The sequence below is a fragment of the Streptomyces sp. SCL15-4 genome (assembly GCF_033366695.1).
Taxonomy (GTDB): Bacteria; Actinomycetota; Actinomycetes; order Streptomycetales; family Streptomycetaceae; genus Streptomyces.
In genome coordinates this window covers 2,629,913-2,647,075 of sequence record NZ_JAOBTQ010000001.1, presented here as the reverse complement: position 1 = coordinate 2,647,075, position 17,163 = coordinate 2,629,913, and the positions used below count along the sequence as shown (strand labels likewise).

Sequence of the window (17,163 nt, the reverse complement as noted above, 5' to 3'; positions counted from 1 at the left end):
ACCGTGCAGGAAGAAGACGCGACGCAGCCGGCCGCCGACCGACGCAGGAACCGGAGCCGGGCCTTACTCAAGACACGCAGGAGCAAGTGGTGATCGAAGAGACCCTCCTCGAGGCCGAGGAGAAGATGGAGAAGGCCGTCGTGGTCGCCAAGGAGGACTTCGCCGCGATCCGCACCGGCCGTGCGCACCCGGCGATGTTCAACAAGATCGTGGCCGACTACTACGGTGCGCTGACGCCGATCAACCAGATGGCCTCGTTCTCCGTGCCGGAGCCGCGCATGGCGGTCGTGACCCCGTTCGACAAGAGCGCGCTGCGCAACATCGAGCAGGCGATCCGCGACTCCGACCTGGGCGTCAACCCCAGCAACGACGGAAACATCATCCGGGTGGTGTTCCCCGAGCTGACCGAGGAGCGCCGCCGCGAGTACATCAAGGTCGCCAAGAGCAAGGCCGAGGACTCGAAGGTCTCGATCCGTTCCGTGCGCCGCAAGGCCAAGGACACCATCGACAAGGCCATCAAGGACGGCGACATCGGTGAGGACGAGGGCCGCCGTGCGGAGAAGGACCTCGACGACCTGACGGCGAAGTACGTCGCCCAGGTGGACGAGCTTCTGAAGCACAAGGAAACGGAACTGCTCGAAGTCTGATGAGCGACTCTTCCTGGGGGGCGCCGCCACCGGCGGGGCAGGCCGGTTACTGGGGGTCCACCGCGGGTGGACCTGTCCAGAGGGCTGCCCCGGCGGGTCCCGCGTACGATGCGCCTGAGGCGCAGCACACTCGCCCCATGCCCATCGTGCCCGACGGCCCCGCGTATGGCGGAGACCAGGACGACGACCGGGGGGCCGCTCGGCTGAGCGGGCCCCTGTTCCGAGACGAGACGTTCCAGGCCCGGGAGCTCCCGGCCGAGACCCAGAACCCGGAGCCCATGCCCGACGTCCCGCAGCCGCCGCCGGCGCCGCAGAAGAAGAGCGCGGGCCGCGACCTGGGCGCCGCCATAGGGGTCGGCGTCGGGCTCGGCGTGGTGATCGTCGCGTCCCTGTTCGTCGTCAAGGCCGTGTTCGTCGGCGTGATAGCGGTCGCCGTCGTCGTCGGACTGTGGGAGCTGACCAGCAGGCTCCAGGAGCGCAAGGAGATCCGGGCGCCGCTCGTGCCGCTCGCGGTGGGCGGTGCGGCCATGGTCGTCGCCGGCTATGCGCGCGGCGCCGAGGGCGCGTGGGTGGCCATGGCCCTCACCGCCCTGGCCACCCTGGTCTGGCGCATGACGGAGCGGCCGGAGGGCTATCTCAAGGACGTCACGGCCGGTGTCTTCGCCGCGTTCTACGTCCCCTTCCTCGCCACCTTCGTCGCGCTGATGCTCGCCGCCGACGACGGTCCCTGGCGGGTGCTGACCTTCCTGCTGCTGACGGTCGTCAGCGACACCGGCGCGTACGCCGTCGGCTGGCGCTTCGGCAAGCACAAGCTCGCCCCGCGCATCAGCCCCGGCAAGACCCGCGAGGGCCTGCTGGGCGCGGTGCTGTTCGCGATGGTGGCGGGCGCGCTGTGCATGCGGTTCCTGATCGACGGCGGAGCCTGGTGGCAGGGCCTGCTGCTGGGCCTGGCGGTCGCGGCCAGCGCCACGCTGGGCGACCTCGGCGAATCCATGATCAAGCGCGACCTGGGCATCAAGGACATGGGCACCTTGCTTCCCGGCCACGGCGGCATCATGGACCGCCTGGACTCGCTGCTGCCCACGGCTCCGGTGGTGTGGCTGCTGATGGTGGTCTTCGTCGGCTCCGCGTGAGCGGTACGGCTTCCCGGCCCTCCTCCTGCGTCGCGGCAGGGCGGGGGCCGTCGTCGTAGCCACGAGCGGGCCCGTACCCGGATGCCGCAGCAGGAATCGGCGGCCCGGTGCCGGGCGCGGCAGACTCCTCACGAGACGGCGGTCGCGCCGCCGCCCGGTGCCGCAGCAGGGAGTGTGCCCGATGCCCCTCGACCCCGCCCCCGCCTCCGCGTCCACCTGCCCGGCCACCGCCTCCACCTGCCCGGCCACCGCCTCCGCGTGTCCGTCCTCCGGCTCGGAGTCTTCCGCGCGTGTCTCCGCGTGCCCGGCCTCCACCTCCGCACGTCCCGCTTCCTCCCCAGCGCCCGCGCGTCCCGTCCCCGCGCCTCCGGTGCGGTTCTGGCCCGTGGACGATCTGCCCGCGCTCGACCCCGATCCGTTCCTGGACGAGGTGCTGCGCGAGGAGCCGGTCAGCCGGATCCGGCTGCCGTACGGTGCCGGCTGGGCCTGGCTGGTCACCCGGTACGACGATGTCCGCTTCGTCACCTCCGACCCGCGCTTCTCCCGGGAACGGGTCGCCGGCCGGGACGTGCCCGCCATGCGCCCGGCGCCGGTCGCCTCGCAGACGGCGGGCCTGCAGTACATCGATCCGCCCCGGCACACGCGGCTGCGCCGGGTCGTCGCCCGGGCGTTCACCGGGCGGAGCATGCGGCGGCTGCGCCCGCTCGCCGAGCGCAGGGCCGCCGAACTGCTGGACGCGATGGCGCGCGCCGGCGCCCCGGCCGACCTCGTGGAGCATCTGCACGGCCCCTTCCCGCTCGCCGTGCTCCGCGACTTCCTCGGCGTCGCCGAGGAGGACCGGCCGGACTGGACCGCGGCCGGTGAGGCCCTGTTGTCGGCGGGCGCCGGGTCCGCAGAGCGCGCCCGGGAGGCCGCGAGGGCGACCCGGGAGCGGATCGCGGGACTGCTCGGGCGCCGCCGCGAGGAACCCCGCGACGATCTCGCCGGAGTGCTGGCGCGGGCCGCCGCCGAGGGCGAGATCACCGAGGACGAGGCGGTCTCCCTCGCGATCGCCGTCCAGGTCAGCGGCGGCCACGCGGTCCGCGGCAACAGCGGCTCGATGATGTACGCGCTGCTCACCCACCCCGGCCACCTCGACCGGCTGCGCCGCGAGCCGGAACTGCTGCCCCGGGCCGTGGAGGAACTGTTCCGCTACGTCCCGCACCGCAACGGCGTCGGCATCCCGCGGATCGCCACCGAGGACGTCGAGGTCGGCGGCCGGCTGATCCGCGCCGGTGACGTGGTCTACAACGCCTACCTCGCGGCCAACCGCGATCCCGGCGCGTTCCCCGACCCCGACACCCTGGACTTCGACCGGAACCACCTCGCCCACCTGGCCTTCGGTCACGGCCCGCACCACTGCCTGGCCGCCGCCATGGCCCGCATGGAGGCCGAGGTCGTGATCGGCTCCGTCCTGGCCCGCTTCCCCGCCATCCGGCTGGCCGTACCTGCCGAGGAGGTCGCATTCCAGCGCCGGGGCCTGATCCGCGGCCCGAAAACCCTGCCGGTCACCTGGTGAGAGCACGCTTTCCGGGTCACCCGGTTGGATCTGCGACACTGGTTGAGCCATGCCTAAGCCCGGAGAACTCACTTTTGTCGCGCCGCGCGGAGCCAAGAAGCCGCCGCGGCATCTCGCCGACCTCACGCCCGCCCAGCGCAAGGACGCGGTGGCCGAGATCGGCGAGAAGCCGTTCCGTGCCAAGCAGCTCTCGCAGCACTACTTCGCGCGGTACGCGCACGACCCGGAGCAGTGGACCGACATCCCCGCCGGTTCGCGCGCCAGGCTCCAGGAAGCCCTGTTCCCGGAGCTGATGACCGTCGTCCGGCATCTGTCCACCGACGAGGGGACCACGCGCAAGACGCTGTGGCGGCTGTTCGACGGGACGCTGGTCGAGTCCGTGCTGATGCGCTACCCGGACCGGGTGACCATGTGCATCAGCTCACAGGCCGGATGCGGGATGAACTGCCCGTTCTGCGCGACCGGGCAGGCGGGACTGGACCGCAACCTGTCCACCGCGGAGATCGTCCACCAGATCGTGGACGGTATGCGGGCGCTGCGCGACGGCGAGGTGCCGGGCGGCCCGGCGCGGCTGTCGAACATCGTCTTCATGGGGATGGGCGAGCCGCTCGCCAACTACAACCGGGTCGTCGGGGCCATCCGGGCGCTCACCGACCCCGCTCCGGACGGCCTCGGGCTCTCGCAGCGCGGGATCACCGTCTCCACCGTCGGGCTGGTGCCGGCCATCCACCGGTTCGCCGACGAGGGCTTCAAGTGCCGGCTGGCGATCTCCCTGCACGCCCCCGACGACGAGCTGCGCGACACCCTCGTCCCCGTGAACACGCGGTGGAAGGTGCGCGAGGTGCTGGACGCCGGCTTCGAGTACACCGAGAAGTCGGGCCGCCGGCTGTCCATCGAGTACGCGCTGATCCGGGACATCAACGACCAGGCCTGGCGCGGCGACCGGCTCGGCCGGCTGCTCCGGGGCAAGCCCGTGCACGTCAACCTCATCCCGCTCAACCCCACGCCGGGGTCGAAGTGGACCGCGTCGCGGCCGGAGGACGAGAAGGCGTTCGTGGAGGCCATCGCCGCGCACGGGGTGGCCGTGACCATCCGGGACACCCGCGGGCAGGAGATCGACGGAGCCTGCGGTCAGCTCGCGGCCACCGAGCGGTAATCTGACCACGTCCACATATCTTCATATTCCGACAGGGGAGCGCCACAGCGCTGAGAGTGCGGCAACCGGGCCGCAGACCCTCTGAACCTCGCCCAGGTCATTCTGGGTAGGAAGTTCGGTCATCACTCAAGCTGTTGCGCCCTGACCGGGCCGTCCTCGCGGCGGCCCGGTCAGGGCCGCGTCTCTTCCTGGCCAACCCCCAGGAGGACATCCAGTGCACAACAAGACCCTCGTGGCCGTGGCGGCGGGGCTCGGCCTGATCACGCTGTCCGCGTGCGGTTCGTCGGGCTCCGGGCCGTCCTCGGACCCGAAGACCGTCACCCTCGTCAGCCACGACTCGTGGAGCGTCTCCAAGAGCGTCGTCAAGGACTTCGAGAAGCGGTCCGGGTACAAGCTCAGGGTCCTCAAGGACGGCGACGCCGGGCAGGCCGTCAACAAGGCGATCCTGACCAAGGACAACCCGCAGGGCGACGTCTTCTTCGGCGTCGACAACACCCTGCTCTCCCGGGCCCTGGACAACGGGCTGTTCCAGTCCTACGAGCCGAAGGGCGCCGGCTCCGTCCGGCCGGAGAACCGCGTCGACCAGGACAAGCACCGCGTCACCCCCGTCGACACCGGCGACATCTGCGTCAACTACGACAAGGCCTGGTTCAGCGCGCACAAGCTGACCCCGCCGCGGTCCTTCGACGACCTCGCCGAGCCGGAGTACAAGAACCTCCTCGTCACCGAGAACGCGGGCACCTCCTCGCCGGGCCTCGGCTTCCTGCTCGGCAGCGCCGCGCGGTTCGGCGACAAGGGCTGGCCGGAGTACTGGAAGAAGCTCCGGGCCAACGGCGTGAAGGTCGTCAACGGCTGGGAGCAGGCGTACTACCAGGAGTTCTCCGGGTCCTCCGAGGGCAGGAAGGCCGGCGGTGACCGGCCGCTGGTGGTGTCGTACGCCTCCTCCCCGCCCGCCGAGGTGATCTACGCCAAGAAGCGGCCCGCGACCGCCCCGACCGGGGTGGCGTACGGCACCTGCTTCCGGCAGACCGAGTACGCCGGGCTGCTGAGCAACGCGAAGAACCCCGCGGGCGGCAAGGCGTTCCTCGACTTCCTGCTCACCCGGGAGTTCCAGCAGGACATGCCGCTGAACATGTTCGTCTACCCGGTCGTCGAGGGCGTCCCCGTGCCGGCCGACTTCACCAAGTACGGTCCGGCCGCCAAGGACCCCGAGACCCTGGCCCCCGACAGAATCGCCGCCAACCGCGACCAGTGGGTCTCCTCGTGGACGTCGCTCGTACTGAAGTGACCGCCAAGGTGCGCGACCGGCGCGGGAGCGCGGCGCGGCTCGGGCTGATGGCCCTGCCCGTCGCGTTCTTCGCGCTGTTCTTCGCCTGGCCCGTAGCCGCGATCGTCACCCGCGGGCTGAGGACGGACGGCACCTGGCAGCTCGGGCGGATCGCGGACGTCGTCGCCCGTCCCGACATCCGGCACGTGCTGTGGTTCACCACCTGGCAGGCGCTCGCCTCCACCGCGCTCACCCTGCTGCTCGCCCTGCCCGCCGCGTATGTCTTCGCCCGCCTCGACTTCCCCGGCAGACAGGTGCTGCGGGCCGTCGTCACGGTGCCGTTCGTGCTGCCGACCGTCGTCGTCGGCAGTGCCTTCCTGGCGCTGGTCGGGCGGGGCGGCCTGCTGGACGAGCTGTGGGGGGTGCGGCTGGACACCACGGTGTGGGCGATCCTGCTCGCCCATGTCTTCTTCAACTACGCGGTCGTCGTCCGCACCGTCGGCGGGCTGTGGGCCCAGCTCGACCCCCGGCAGGAGGAGGCCGCGCGGATGCTGGGCGCCTCGCCGCTGACGGCCTGGCGCCGGGTCACCCTGCCGGCGCTCGGGCCCGCCGTGGCCGCCGCCGCCCTGATGGTGTTCTTGTTCACCTTCACCTCCTTCGGCGTGGTGCAGATCCTCGGCGGCCCCGCCTTCTCCACCCTCGAGGTGGAGATCTACCGGCAGACCTCCGAGGTCTTCGACCTGACCACGGCCGCCGTCCTCACCCTCGTCCAGTTCGCCGCCGTCGGTGCGATCCTCGCCGTGCACGCCTGGACGGTACGGCGGCGCGAGACCGCGCTGCGCCTGGTCGCCGCCGCCGCGACCGCGCGCCGGCCGCGCGGGACCGGACAGTGGGCGCTGCTCGCCGCCGTCCTCGCCACCGTCGCCCTGCTCCTGGTACTGCCGCTCGGCGTCCTCGTCCGCCGCTCCCTCGACGCGCCCGGTCTCGGCTACTACCGGGCGCTGACCGAACCCGACGGCGGCACGTTCCTGGTGGCGCCCGTGCACGCGGTGTGGACCTCGCTCCAGTACGCCGCCGCGGCCACCGCCATCGCCGTCGTGATCGGCGCTCTCGCCGCCGCCGCGCTGGCCCGCCGGGACGCCGGACGGCTGGTACGGGGCTTCGACGCGCTGCTGATGCTGCCGCTCGGCGTGTCCGCCGTGACCGTCGGCTTCGGCTTCCTGATCGCGCTCGACAAGCCGCCGCTGGACCTGCGCCAGTCCTGGATCCTGGTGCCGCTCGCGCAGGCGCTGGTGGGCGCCCCCTTCGTCGTACGGACCATGCTGCCCGTGCTGCGCGCGGTGGACGTGCGCCTCAGGGAGGCCGCCGCCGTGCTCGGGGCCTCCCCCTGGCGGGTGTGGCGGGAGGTGGATCTGCCGCTGGTACGGCGGGCGCTGCTGATCGCGGCCGGCTTCGCGTTCGCCGTGTCGCTCGGCGAGTTCGGGGCGACCGTGTTCATCGCCCGGCCCGACAACCCGACGCTCCCGGTCGCCGTGGCCCGGCTGCTCAGCCGCCCCGGCGATCTCAACTACGGCCAGGCGATGGCCCTTTCGACCATTCTGATGGTGGTGTGCGCCGCCGCGCTGCTCGTCCTGGAGCGGCTGCGCACCGACCGGACGGGGGAGTTCTAGATGCTGCTCAGCCTGGATGCCGCGACCGTGCGCTTCGGCGGGCGGGCCGTCCTCGACCGGGTCGGCCTCGATGTCGCCGAGCACGAGGTGGTGTGCGTGCTCGGGCCGAGCGGCAGCGGGAAGTCGACCCTGCTCAGGGCCGTCGCCGGGCTGCAACGCCTGGACGGCGGGCGGGTGCTGCTCGACGGCCGGGACCAGAGCGGGGTGCCCGCGCACAAGCGCGATGTCGGCCTGATGTTCCAGGACCACCAGCTGTTCCCGCAGCGGGACGTCGGCGCCAATGTGGCGTTCGGACTGCGCATGCACGGCGTCGACCGGCGCGAACGCGACGCCGAGGTGGGCCGGCTGCTCGACCTGGTCGGCCTGCCGGGGGCCGCGCGGCGGGCCGTGGCCGCCCTGTCCGGCGGCGAGCAGCAGCGCGTGGCCCTCGCCCGGGCGCTCGCGCCCCGGCCCCGGCTGCTCATGCTGGACGAGCCGCTCGGCCAGCTCGACCGCTCGCTGCGCGAACGCCTCGTGGTGGAGCTGCGGGAGCTGTTCGGCCGTCTGGGCACGACCGTGCTCGCCGTGACCCACGACCAGGGCGAGGCGTTCGCGCTGGCCGACCGGGTGGTGGTGATGCGGGACGGGCGGATCGCGCAGTCCGGGACGCCGGTGGAGGTGTGGCAGCGGCCCGCCGACGCGTTCGTGGCCCGCTTCCTCGGCTTCGAGAACGTGGTCCCGGCGACCGTCGCCGGGACGGTCGCCGTCAGCCCGTGGGGCAAGCTGCCCGTCCCCGACGGCTCGGCGCAGGGCAGCCGTACGGTCCTGGTCCGCCCGGCCGGCGTCCGGCTGGTGCCCGCCGGCCAGGGCCTGTCCTGCACGGTGACCGCCCGCACCTTCAAGGGCGCGCACGTGGCCGTCCACCTCCAGCCGGCGGACGGCCCGCGACTGGAGGCGGCCTGCGCGCTGCGGGACGCGCCCGAGCCCGGTGCCTCCGTCGGCGTGGAGTTCGACGCGGCCGAGACCGCCGTACTGGACTGATCGTTCGTCCCCGGGCGCGGTCGTGCCTGTGCCGAGCGGGCCGGGGCCCGGGGGCTCCGGCGGCTCAGTCGTCGCGGCCGGCGCCGCGGTGGCGCATGCCGAACCAGACCGCGCTCCCGCCGACCACCACCAGGGCCGCCGCGAGGCCGGCGATCAGCGCGGTGTGGGAGTTCGCGCCGGTCTCGGCGAGGCCGGAGTCGCCGGCCGCAGGGGAGGGCCCGTTGCCCGCGGCGTCCGCGGGGGCGGGGCTCGACGGGGAGGCCGACGGGGCCGGGGGCGCCGGCTCGGCCGGGGCGGACGCGGTGGTGGACGGCGTCGGGGTCGGGGCCGGGGAGGGCGGCGTCGTACTGGCCGTCGGCGTCGGGGTCGCGCTCCCGGTGGCGCAGGGGGTGGACGGTGTCACGAGGTCGGGCTGGACGTCCTGGTCGACCTGCCGGCCGGCCGCGACATGGACGCGGTATGTCGTGCCCGGCTTCCAGTTTGCCGGGAAGACGATCCGGACGCCCTGCTTCGATCCCTTGACCGGCTGCTCGCCGACCTTCGTCTCGACGCCGCCGGCGCTCTTGAGGAAGACGCCGACGGTGGCGTCGGTGGCGGAGGGGTCGGTGTCGGTGACGACGATGACACCCTTGCCGCCGTCGCAGGCGGCCGCGGCGGAGAAGTCCGCGATGGTGCACGCGAGAGCGGAGCCGGCCAGGCCGAGTATCAGGGCCGCCGATCCGGTGGCGACGCCCAGAACGCTCGCGGAACGGCGGACGCTACGGCGAGTCATGGACAACGTTTGTCCTTTACAGAGAGCAAGTGCGGGGGGTGGAGGGGGAGTCGGGACGACGGAACGCGGTGTCCGGCCCCGGTGTCCCGGGTGGCTCACAGGTCTATAAGCGTCCCGCGAGAAGTGTCAACGCGCAGCCCGCACACGGCCGTTGGCTTTGCCCGCTTATTAACCGCCCCGATGTTTGACGGGGATTCGTGGAGGCCGGTTCAGCGGCTCAGCGGCAGGGCCGAGAGCGCGGCGATCGCCAGGACGAGGGGCCCGCACAGGGCCGGCAGGACGGCGGCGCGCAGCGCGGCGGCTCCTCGCAGCAGGGCGGGCCGGGCGCCCAGGCGGAGCAGCGCGGCGGTGGTGCCGGCGCGGTACTGGCGGGCCTCGACGGCCGCGGTGAACAGGGTGGCGAGCGCGGAGCCGCCGACGACGAGCGCGCCGAGGGCGGACAGCGGGCCGAAGGACGGGGCCGGGCCGCCGGACAGCGCGAGCAGGGCGCACCCGGCGGACGCCACCGCGCAGACCACGCCGAGGGGACGGCCGATCCGGACGGCCTCCGCCATGAGGCCCCGGCCGGCCAGCAGCCGCAGCGCACCGGGCCGCCCGGCCTGGAGGAGCCGCCCGCACACATGGGCGAGCCCGGGCCCGGCCAGCACCAGACCGGCCCCGGTGACGAGCCAGCCGAGGAGGACGGCGAGGGCGAGGGAGGGAGCGGGGGCGAAGCGGCCGGCGTAGGACTGCGCGGCCAGCCCGGCGGTGACGAGCGCGATGCCCCAGGGGAGACCGGCGGGGGACCGGTCGTCGGTGTCCGGAAGAAGCGCCGGGAACTCGGCGCCGGCCGAGGCGTCCGCCGCCGGCCCGCCGCCGTCCGCGCCCACTTGTTCCCTCGGCTCGCCCGGGCCCGCCCCGGCCGCCGCCCGTGCTCCGCCGGCGGCCCGCGCCCTGAAGCGTCCGTACGCCCCGAAGGTCTCCGTCCCCGGCGAGCCGCCAGAGGCCCCGAACCGGCCGAACCGTCGCGCCTTTCGCGCCGCCGGACGGGGGTCCCGGGGACGGAGCGCCACGGCCACCGCCGCCGTCGCGGTGACCGGGAGCACGGACAGCAGGGTCATGGCCGCCGGGACCGGAAGGGGCCGGCCGGCGGCCAGGACACCGGCCGCCGCGCCGTCGAACGGCAGGCCCGACAGGCCACCGCGCAGATGCAGGAAGAACAGCAGGGCCAGCAGCGAGCCCAGGGCGCAGGACAGGGCCGTCGTCAGCGCGGAGACGGCCATGAGCCGGGCCGGGCCGAGGCCCAGGGCGGACAGGCCGGGGCGCGGCCGGGTACCGGGATCGGTGCGGGCGACCGCGAGCGCCAGGTACACCGTGGCGGCGAACGGCACCGCGCACCAGGCCAGGCGCAGCGCGGCGGCGTCCGCGGCCTCCGGATGCTCCAGGGCGTGGCCGAGGCTGGAGAGCAGCAGCAGACCGGTGCCCGCCGATGCCGCGGTCACCAGCAGGCGGCGCAGCTGGACGGCGGGCCGGGCGGCGCGGGTCAGACGGAGAGCGAGCACGCGGCCCGGCCTTCCGCGTCGGGCGTGTCCGGCAGGTGCACGGTGTGCACCCGGCGCCCGTCCAGCAGGGCCACCGTGCGGTCGGCGAGGGCGGCGGTGTCGGGGTCGTGCGTGGCGAGGACGACCGTGATCTCGTGCGAGCGGGCCGCCGTGGTCAGGGTGCGCAGCACATGGGCGCGGTCGGCGCGGTGCAGCGGTGCCGTCGGCTCGTCGGCGAACAGCACCTGCGGCCCGGCGGCGAGCGCGCGGGCGATGGCGACGCGCTGGCGCTCGGCGTGCCGCAGCGCGCGCGGGCGGCAGCGGGCCCGGTCGCCGACGTCGAGGCGCTCCAGCCACTCCAGCGCGCACACCTTGGCCCGGCGGCGGGCGGTGCCGCGCAGCATCAGCGGGAGCGCGGCGTTCTCCCAGACGTTCAGCTCCGGGACGAGGACCGGCTCGGGGTCGATCCAGCCGAAGCGTTCCCGGCGCAGCCGCTCGCGGGCGATCGGGCCGAGGGTGTGCACGGGGGAGCTGTTGAACCAGACCTCGCCGGTGCACACCGGCACCAGGCCGGACAGACAGCGCAGCAGGGTCGTCTTGCCGCTGCCGCGCGGTCCGCCGACGGCGAGGATCTCGCCCTGCCGCACGCCGAGCGAGACCCCGGCCAGCCCGGGCGAGCCGTCGCGGTGCGTGAAGTGCAGGGAGCGTGCCCAGAGCACGTCGTTGTCCGGTCGGGCCTCCATGGCGTACACCTCGGTTCTGATCCGTTTCCCCGTGCCCGTTCCCCCGTACGGCGGAACGAAGGCTGGGCCGATCGGTCACTGGCACGCTAGGCAGGTCCCGGACGGGAGCCCGGACAGCACACGGCCCCGGGCCGCCGTTCTCACTCGAACGGACGGCGCCGGGGCCGTGTGCTGTCATCCGGTCGGATGATCAGAGCTTGGTCCACGCCTCCGTGAGGGTGGCCCGCAGGATCTGCTCGATCTCGTCGAAGGTCTCCTGGGTGGAGATCAGCGGCGGGGCGAGCTGGACGACCGGGTCGCCGCGGTCGTCGGCACGGCAGTACAGGCCGTTGTCGAAGAGTGCCTTGGAGAGGAAGCCGTAGAGGACGCGCTCGGTCTCCTCCTCGTTGAAGGACTCCTTGGTGTGCTTGTCCTTCACCAGCTCGATGCCGTAGAAGAAGCCGTTGCCGCGGACGTCGCCGACGATCGGCAGGTCGTGCAGCTTCTGCAGGGTCTGCAGGAAGGCGCCCTCGTTGTCCAGCACGTGCTGGTTGAGGCCCTCCCGCTCGAACAGGTCGAGGTTGGCCAGGCCCACCGCGGCGGAGACCGGGTGGCCGCCGAAGGTGTAGCCGTGCAGGAAGGTGTTGTCGCCCTTGTAGAACGGCTCGGCGAGCCTGTCGGAGATGATGCAGGCGCCGATCGGGGAGTAGCCCGAGGTCATGCCCTTGGCGCAGGTGATCATGTCCGGGACGTAGCCGAACTTGTCGCAGGCGAACGTCGTGCCGAGGCGGCCGAAGGCGCAGATGACCTCGTCCGACACCAGCAGGACGTCGTACTTGTCGCAGATCTCGCGCACGCGCTGGAAGTAGCCGGGCGGCGGCGGGAAGCAGCCGCCGGCGTTCTGCACCGGCTCCAGGAAGACCGCGGCGACGGTGTCGGGGCCCTCGAAGAGGATCTGCTGCTCGATCTGGTCGGCGGCCCAGCGGCCGAAGGCGACCGGGTCGTCACCGAAGAGCGACGCGCGGTAGATGTTGGTGTTCGGCACCTTGTGCGCGCCCGGCACCAGCGGCTCGAAGGGGGCCTTCAGGCCCGGCAGGCCGGTGATGGACAGGGCGCCCTGCGGGGTGCCGTGGTAGGCGACCGCGCGGGAGATGACCTTGTACTTGGTGGGCTTGCCGGTCAGCTTGAAGTACTGCTTGGCGAGCTTCCAGGCGGTCTCGACGGCCTCGCCGCCGCCGGTGGTGAAGAAGACCTTGTTCAGGTCGCCGGGGGCTTCGTTGGCGAGGCGCTCGGCCAGCTCGACGGCCTTCGGGTGGGCGTAGGACCACACCGGGAAGAAGGCCAGCTCCTGCGCCTGCTTGGCGGCGGTCTCGGCGAGTTCCGTACGGCCGTGACCGGCCTGGACCACGAACAGACCCGCGAGACCGTCGAGGTAGCGCTTGCCCTTGTCGTCGTAGATGTAGGTGCCCTCACCCCGGACGATGGTCGGGACGGGGGAGTTCTCGTACGAGGACATGCGGGTGAAGTGCATCCACAGGTGGTCGTACGCGGTGCGGCTGAGGTCCTTGGTGCTCACGGTTATCGGGTCCTCACGGTTATCGGGTTCCCCACATGTAGGTCTGCTTCTTGAGCTTCAGATAGACGAAGCTCTCGGTGGAGCGCACGCCGGGCAGGGCCCGGATGCGTTTGTTGATGACGTCCAGCAGGTGGTCGTCGTCCTCGCAGACGATCTCGGCGAGGATGTCGAACGAGCCCGCGGTCATCACCACGTACTCGACTTCCGACATGCCGGTCAGCGCGTCCGCGATCGACTCGACATCGCCCTCGACGTTGATCCCGACCATCGCCTGCCGGCGGAAACCCACGGTCAGCGGGTCCGTCACGGCGACGATCTGCATCACGCCCTGGTCCAGCAGCTTCTGCACGCGCTGGCGCACGGCCGCCTCGGACAGGCCGACGGCCTTGCCGATCGCGGCGTACGGCCGGCGGCCGTCCTCCTGGAGCTGCTGAATGATGGCGAGGGAGACGGCGTCCAGCTGGGGACTGTTGCCGTTCCTGGACTCGCGGGACGAGTCCCTCTGGTCTGCGCTTCGACTGGCCACAACCTCACTGTGCACCAGGTCTCGACAGTTTCGCAAGGCCCGAGCGATGAAATCCGTTGTTTCAGAGACTCGACCTTGCGGATTTCGCAGATCGAGTGTGGGTGGGGGTGTTGAAAACGTGGGTACGGCGATTAGGGTGGGTGTCTCAGCGAGTGGACAGTCAGAACCAGATCAGGAGGCCGGCAGTGAGCACCGAGCTGCGTCGTCTGCGCAACTACATCGACGGTGAGTTCCGGGACGCCGCCGACGGACGGACCACCGAGGTGGTCAACCCCGCGACGGGCGAGGCGTACGCGACCGCGCCGCTGTCCGGGCAGGCCGACGTCGACGCCGCCATGGAGGCCGCCGCCCGCGCCTTCCCCGCCTGGCGCGACACCACCCCCGCCGAGCGGCAGAAGGCCCTCCTGAAGATCGCCGACGCGTTCGAGGAGCGCGCCGAGGACCTGATCGCGGCCGAGGTGGAGAACACGGGCAAGCCCGTCGGGCTGACCCGCTCCGAGGAGATCCCGCCGATGGTCGACCAGATCCGCTTCTTCGCGGGCGCGGCCCGGATGCTGGAGGGCCGCTCGGCCGGCGAGTACATGGAGGGGATGACCTCGATCATCCGCCGTGAGCCGGTCGGCGTCTGCGCGCAGGTCGCGCCGTGGAACTACCCGATGATGATGGCCGTGTGGAAGTTCGCCCCGGCCATCGCGGCGGGCAACACGGTCGTGCTGAAGCCGTCGGACACCACCCCCGCCTCCACGGTGCTGATCGCCGACATCATCGGCTCGATCCTGCCCAAGGGCGTCTTCAACGTCATCTGCGGCGACCGCGACACCGGCCGGATGATGGTCGAGCACCCCGTGCCCGCGATGGCGTCGATCACCGGCTCCGTGCGCGCCGGCATGTCCGTCGCCGAGTCCGCCTCCAAGGACGTCAAGCGCGTCCACCTGGAGCTGGGCGGCAAGGCCCCGGTCGTGGTCTTCGAGGACACCGACATCGCCAAGGCCGCCGAGGACATCTCCATGGCGGGCTTCTTCAACGCCGGCCAGGACTGTACGGCCGCCACCCGCGTCCTCGTCCACGAGGCGATCCACGACGAGTTCGTGGCCGCGCTGGCCAAGGCCGCGGCCGAGACCAGGACCGGACAGCCGGACGACGAGGACGTCCTCTTCGGCCCGCTGAACAACCCCAACCAGCTGAAGCAGGTCGCCGGCTTCATCGACCGCCTCCCGGCGCACGCCAAGGTCGAGGCGGGCGGCCACCGGGTCGGCGACAAGGGCTACTTCTTCGCCCCGACCGTCGTCTCCGGCCTCAAGCAGGACGACGAGATCGTCCAGAACGAGGTCTTCGGCCCGGTCATCACCGTGCAGTCCTTCACCGACGAGGACCAGGCCGTCGAGTACGCCAACGGCGTCGAGTACGCCCTCGCGTCCTCGGTGTGGACCAAGGACCACGCCCGCGCGATGCGCCTGTCCAAGAAGCTCGACTTCGGCTGCGTGTGGATCAACACCCACATCCCGCTGGTCGCCGAGATGCCGCACGGCGGCTTCAAGAAGTCCGGTTACGGCAAGGACCTGTCGGCGTACGGCTTCGAGGACTACACGCGCATCAAGCACGTGATGACGTCCCTGGACGCGTAAGCACCGCGCACAGCGGCACGGCCCCGGACGGGCCTCACCTTCCCGTCCGGGGCCGTGCCGTGTCGTTCACTGGCGGCGAACACCGGCTCCCGCACGCGCGGTTCGCGGCTGCCGGACCGGCACCGGGCGCGCTGATCGACAAGGTGTCGGACAGGCACCGGAGCGCTCGACGCAGCGTCGATTGCCGCTCCGGGCGACGAAACGGCATCCTTCCGGGGTGTCCCAGACTTCCTCCCGTACGTCCGTACCGTCCCGCCGCTCCCTGCTCGCCGCCCTCGGCACCACCGCCGCGCTCGGTGCGCTGGCCGGGTGCGGGGTGCCCGCCGCCTACGTCAAGCCCGGCGACCGTCCCGCGGCCGACGAGTCCGCGTCCGACAAGAGGCTGACCTGGGCCAACTGGCCGCTGTACATCGACACCGACGACGACGACCCGGGCCGGCGGCCCACCCTGGAGGGGTTCGGGAAGCGCACCGGGATCTCCGTCGACTATGTCGAGGAGATCAACGACAACGACGAGTTCTTCGGCAAGATCAGCCCCTCGCTGATGAACCACCGGTCCACCGGCCGCGATCTGATCGTCATCAGCGACTGGATGTGCGCACGGTACGTCCGGCTGGGCTGGGTCCAGGAGATGGACCGCGCCCACCAGCCGAACGTGGCGCGCAACCTGGACCCGCTGCTGCGCTCGCCCGCCTTCGACAAGGGCCGCCGGTTCACCGTGCCGTGGCAGTCCGGGATCACCGGCATCGCCTACGACCGCCGCAGACTCGGCCGGGACATCCGGCACGTCAAGGACCTCTGGGCGCCCGACCTCAAGGGCCGGGTGACCCTGCTGTCCGGCCTGGACGAGGCGTTCGCGCTGCTGATGCAGGGCGACGGCGTGGACATCACCCGCTGGACCACGGACGACTTCCACCGGATGTGCGACCGGGTCGAACGGGAGGTGCACCGGGGCCAGATCCGCCGCTTCACCGGCAACGACTACACCAAGGACCTGGTCAGCGGCGATGTGCTGGCCTGCCAGGCGTACTCCGGCGATGTCATCCAGCTCCAGGCGGACAACCCGCACATCCGCTTCGTCGTCCCCGAGGAGGGCGCCGAGCTGTGGTCGGACTCGCTGATGATCCCCGACCGGGCCCGGCACAAGGCCAACGCCGAGCGGCTGATCGACTACTACTACCAGCCCGAGGTCGCCGCGAAGCTCGCCGCCTGGGTCAACTACGTCTGCCCGGTCCCGGCCGCCCGGGAGGTGCTGGCCGCCGACGCGGACAAGGACACCGCGGCCCTCGCCGACAACCCCCTGATCTTCCCGGACTCCGTCATGCGCGAGCGCCTGGCCGTCGCCCGCGACATCACCTCCCGGGAACGCCCGGAGTTCACCCGGCGCTGGAACGGCATCGTGGGCCTGTGAGCCGGCGGCCGGCCGCCGGGCCGTGACACCGCCGGGCAGGATGACCCTCATGGACATGGGCACGGACATGAACAAAGACGGGGACGGGGGATTCCGGCTGCCGCGCGGGGCGACGGGTTTCCTCCGCCCCGGGGACGCCGGTCCGCTTCCCCGGACCGATCCGCGGACGTTCCGCACCGCCCTGTACGCGGCCGCCCGGATCGCCGGGGGAACGGTGGGCGAGGTGGAGAAGCAGGCCTATCCCCGCACCTTCCATCTCGCGTCGGTCCTCGACCGCTCCGGCGAGACCGTCGTCCTGTGCCACGCCCACCACCCGTGGATCGCGTTCGCCGCGGAACGCCGGAACTGGTACGACGAGGAGTTCCTCGTACCGCCTCCCTGGGCCCACGCCTTCGCCGACGCGGGACTCACGGTGCTCGACCGCGAGCGGCTCACCACACCGCTGTCCGCCGTGGACGCCTCCTCACTGACCCGGGACGAGTGGCGCCGGGTCCGCCTTTATCACCTCACCACGCTGGGCGGGGTGCTCTTCAACGCCTGGGACTGAGCCACCGCGGCCG

General features: G+C 72.3%; 15 protein-coding genes and 1 riboswitch. Of the genes, 10 read left to right on the top strand and 5 right to left on the bottom strand.

Annotated elements, in window-relative coordinates:
• Positions 1 to 89 precede the first annotated feature (89 nt).
• The 7 genes from frr (at position 90) to SCK26_RS11115 (ending at position 8,451) form a co-directional block, all read left to right on the top strand.
• On the top strand, positions 90 to 647 hold the full coding sequence (gene frr / locus SCK26_RS11145; protein WP_318201143.1) for a ribosome recycling factor: 558 nt from the start codon (positions 90 to 92) through the stop codon (positions 645 to 647).
• Complete coding sequence (locus SCK26_RS11140) at positions 647 to 1,780, top strand: phosphatidate cytidylyltransferase (protein ID WP_318201142.1); 1,134 nt, start codon at positions 647 to 649, stop codon at positions 1,778 to 1,780. Before frr ends, SCK26_RS11140 begins: the two co-directional genes overlap by 1 nt.
• A 385-nt stretch (positions 1,781 to 2,165) precedes the next feature.
• On the top strand, positions 2,166 to 3,338 hold the full coding sequence (locus SCK26_RS11135) for a cytochrome P450 (protein WP_318201141.1): 1,173 nt from the start codon (positions 2,166 to 2,168) through the stop codon (positions 3,336 to 3,338).
• Positions 3,339 to 3,387: 49 nt separating this feature from the next.
• Positions 3,388 to 4,494 carry a 23S rRNA (adenine(2503)-C(2))-methyltransferase RlmN gene (gene rlmN, locus SCK26_RS11130; RefSeq protein ID WP_318201140.1) on the top strand — a complete coding sequence of 369 codons (1,107 nt, stop codon included), beginning with the start codon at positions 3,388 to 3,390 and terminating at the stop codon, positions 4,492 to 4,494.
• A 23-nt stretch (positions 4,495 to 4,517) separates the two neighbouring features.
• A riboswitch (TPP riboswitch) is annotated at positions 4,518 to 4,625 on the top strand.
• Between the two features lie 83 nt (positions 4,626 to 4,708).
• Complete coding sequence (locus tag SCK26_RS11125; protein ID WP_318201139.1) at positions 4,709 to 5,782, top strand: thiamine ABC transporter substrate-binding protein; 1,074 nt, start codon at positions 4,709 to 4,711, stop codon at positions 5,780 to 5,782.
• A gap of 47 nt (positions 5,783 to 5,829) precedes the next feature.
• Entirely contained in the window at positions 5,830 to 7,431 is a 1,602-nt protein-coding gene (locus SCK26_RS11120; RefSeq protein WP_318205978.1) for an iron ABC transporter permease, read from the top strand.
• On the top strand, positions 7,432 to 8,451 hold the full coding sequence (locus SCK26_RS11115) for an ABC transporter ATP-binding protein (RefSeq protein WP_318201138.1): 1,020 nt from the start codon (positions 7,432 to 7,434) through the stop codon (positions 8,449 to 8,451). It abuts the gene before it with no gap.
• 64 nt (positions 8,452 to 8,515) lie between these two features.
• Here the strand turns inward: SCK26_RS11115 and SCK26_RS11110 are convergent, their stop codons facing one another.
• The 5 genes from SCK26_RS11110 to SCK26_RS11090 all read right to left on the bottom strand — a co-directional run bounded on the left by SCK26_RS11110 (position 8,516) and on the right by SCK26_RS11090 (position 13,582).
• Positions 8,516 to 9,223, bottom strand: a complete 708-nt coding sequence (locus tag SCK26_RS11110; protein ID WP_318201137.1) for an LAETG motif-containing sortase-dependent surface protein — start codon at positions 9,221 to 9,223, stop codon at positions 8,516 to 8,518.
• Positions 9,224 to 9,432: 209 nt separating this feature from the next.
• On the bottom strand, positions 9,433 to 10,764 hold the full coding sequence (locus tag SCK26_RS11105) for a hypothetical protein (protein ID WP_318201136.1): 1,332 nt from the start codon (positions 10,762 to 10,764) through the stop codon (positions 9,433 to 9,435).
• A complete protein-coding gene (locus SCK26_RS11100) occupies positions 10,746 to 11,486 on the bottom strand; it encodes an ABC transporter ATP-binding protein (protein WP_318201135.1) in 741 nt (246 codons plus the stop codon). Before SCK26_RS11100 ends, SCK26_RS11105 begins: the two co-directional genes overlap by 19 nt.
• 190 nt (positions 11,487 to 11,676) lie before the next feature.
• Positions 11,677 to 13,041 carry an aspartate aminotransferase family protein gene (locus SCK26_RS11095; protein ID WP_318201134.1) on the bottom strand — a complete coding sequence of 455 codons (1,365 nt, stop codon included), beginning with the start codon at positions 13,039 to 13,041 and terminating at the stop codon, positions 11,677 to 11,679.
• 19 nt (positions 13,042 to 13,060) lie between these two features.
• Complete coding sequence (locus SCK26_RS11090) at positions 13,061 to 13,582, bottom strand: Lrp/AsnC family transcriptional regulator (protein ID WP_185149123.1); 522 nt, start codon at positions 13,580 to 13,582, stop codon at positions 13,061 to 13,063.
• 170 nt (positions 13,583 to 13,752) lie between these two features.
• On the opposite strand from SCK26_RS11090, the gene SCK26_RS11085 reads away from it, so the two are divergent.
• The 3 genes from SCK26_RS11085 to SCK26_RS11075 all read left to right on the top strand — a co-directional run bounded on the left by SCK26_RS11085 (position 13,753) and on the right by SCK26_RS11075 (position 17,150).
• Positions 13,753 to 15,192, top strand: a complete 1,440-nt coding sequence (locus SCK26_RS11085; RefSeq protein WP_318201133.1) for a gamma-aminobutyraldehyde dehydrogenase — start codon at positions 13,753 to 13,755, stop codon at positions 15,190 to 15,192.
• A 217-nt stretch (positions 15,193 to 15,409) separates the two neighbouring features.
• Complete coding sequence (locus SCK26_RS11080) at positions 15,410 to 16,603, top strand: spermidine/putrescine ABC transporter substrate-binding protein (RefSeq protein WP_318201132.1); 1,194 nt, start codon at positions 15,410 to 15,412, stop codon at positions 16,601 to 16,603.
• Between the two features lie 49 nt (positions 16,604 to 16,652).
• Entirely contained in the window at positions 16,653 to 17,150 is a 498-nt protein-coding gene (locus SCK26_RS11075) for a hypothetical protein (protein ID WP_318201131.1), read from the top strand.
• The last annotated feature ends 13 nt before the right edge of the window (positions 17,151 to 17,163 follow it).